2 protein-coding genes are annotated in these 1,830 nt (G+C 57.5%); both read right to left on the bottom strand.

Going from position 1 to position 1,830, the window contains the following annotated elements; genetic code table 11:
• Positions 1 to 228: 228 nt before the first annotated feature.
• Entirely contained in the window at positions 229 to 1,212 is a 984-nt protein-coding gene (locus AC1RQK_RS40385) for a proline dehydrogenase family protein (RefSeq protein ID WP_492815249.1), read from the bottom strand.
• Positions 1,213 to 1,579: 367 nt separating this feature from the next.
• Positions 1,580 to 1,830: response regulator transcription factor (locus tag AC1RQK_RS40390; RefSeq protein ID WP_492815251.1), on the bottom strand; the 251-nt coding region annotated here is incomplete at its 5' end.

Here is a 1,830-nt window from a genome sequence, read left to right on the forward strand (position 1 = left end):
TCCGATATGGGATGCGCAGCAGCCCCTCGACCGACCACGCGCCTGCAATCCGGACGGCCGCTCATGGCCGGGAAGGGCCGCCCGCGGCCGATTATCGAACGGGGTGGCCGACCCCTTGTCGGGCGACCGCCACCGACCCGAAGCGGCCAGCCGGTCATCTCCAAAGCAGCCGTTCGAACCGGGATCAACGATCTGGTCACTCCCGGTTCGCCGATCCTGCTGTAACTGCTAGCGCGACCGAACGCCGCGTATCATCTCCGCCAGAATATATCCGGCAATTCGCGGATTTTCCTTGATTCGTCGGGTACTGTAGCCATACCAGTCGTGACCGTATGGCACATAGACACGCACGTTAAAACCTTGCACAAGCAAAGCATCACGCAGCGGTTCGCACACCCCCAGCAACATCTGGAACTCGAATCGTGACCTGTCGATCTGCTCGCGTTGCAGCCATTTGATCAGCGAATCGATCAATTGTGCATCGTGAGTAGCAATGCCCACGAACGATCCCGCCTGTATTGCGCTCGAAACGTGCCGAACGAAGTACGCGTTGATCGCGGTCCGATCCCTCGATGCACCGTCGACGAGATGCTGGTTTGCCTCCACATATATTCCCTTGCAAATGCGCATGCGGCTCCTGCGTGCCTGCAGTGGGCGGATGTCAACGTTCGTGCGTGTCAAATATGCTTGCAGTGCGATCCCAACTGGATATCCGTCGGACTCGAGCTTCAAGAACGCGTCGAGCGTTTTCTGCGTGCAACTGGTGTCTTCCATGTCGATGCAGGCGCTGATCCCATGCGATGCTGCCGCTCGCAGTATCGCCGAGACCCGCGCCATGCAAGCGTCTTCGTCGAGATGCAACCCCAGTGCGGTCAATTTTATCGATAGCTCGGTGGGCTCATTTTGCGCGCCAAGCGCTTGGACAAGATTGAGATAATCACGGGTCATCGACTCTGCCTGATCCGACGACGACGCGGTCTCGCCCAACACGTCGACGGTTGTTCTGAAGCCTGCTGCGTGGAGCGAGTGGATGCGTGCACGGGCATCGCAAAGCGTTTCACCGGCGATATAGCGGCGGGAAATTTTACGGATCAGCGAACGGGGAACGAGCGGAATGGCGTGAGCCGCCATCGTATTGAAAATACGCATGTTTTGGTCTCTTAAAATTGCAATCGCAAGAATCTGGACGTGATAAATCGATTCGAGCGACATCTCCAGACTGTTATTCCAACAGGTCCGGGACGAATGCCAAGGCGGATGCAATCACTGCATCGACACAGGCTTTCAGTGCGTTTTCGAGGGAGGCCAGGCAGCTGCGTACATTGTTCGAATGGACTCGGTACAGGGTCGGTTGTAGCCTGCTTTCGCTATTTCAATCAGGCATCACGAATCGTAGCACGAACAGACCATGATCATGAGCCGATGCGCAGGGCGGTCGGGGTTGAGATTGTCAGCGATCGGTACATTCCGGCGGGTGTCTCAAATTGGCCGAACTCAGCCGTCAGACCGATCCCTGAATCACACAGTGAGTCCCATCGCCTAGGCTCTCCCATCCCGCAAGTCGGCGAAGAACCTTCTGTCAGCGGCACCAAGGTTCCACACGAAACAATCCCGATCGCATCGCCAGGAACACGGCTTCGGCGCGGCTCTGCGCGCCGAGCTTTCGGCGAGCCTCATCGATGTAGTGATCGGCGGTGCGCGCTGAAATTCCCAACTTCTCGCCGATCTCCCGGCTAGACTTTCCGTTCGCAGTCAAAGAGGGTGAGGACAAATTCAGGCATTGGACAATCGGCGTACGAGCAAACGTGCCTGAGATAGCCAGACCCAGGC

The sequence above is a fragment of the Cupriavidus sp. GW822-FHT02D05 genome, assembly GCF_058802485.1.

What these genes read in the sequence shown, in the direction of transcription:
- AC1RQK_RS40385 (WP_492815249.1), bottom strand. Translation starts at nt 1,212, where the DNA reads ATGTCGCTCGAATCGATTTATCACGTCCAGATTCTTGCGATTGCAATT.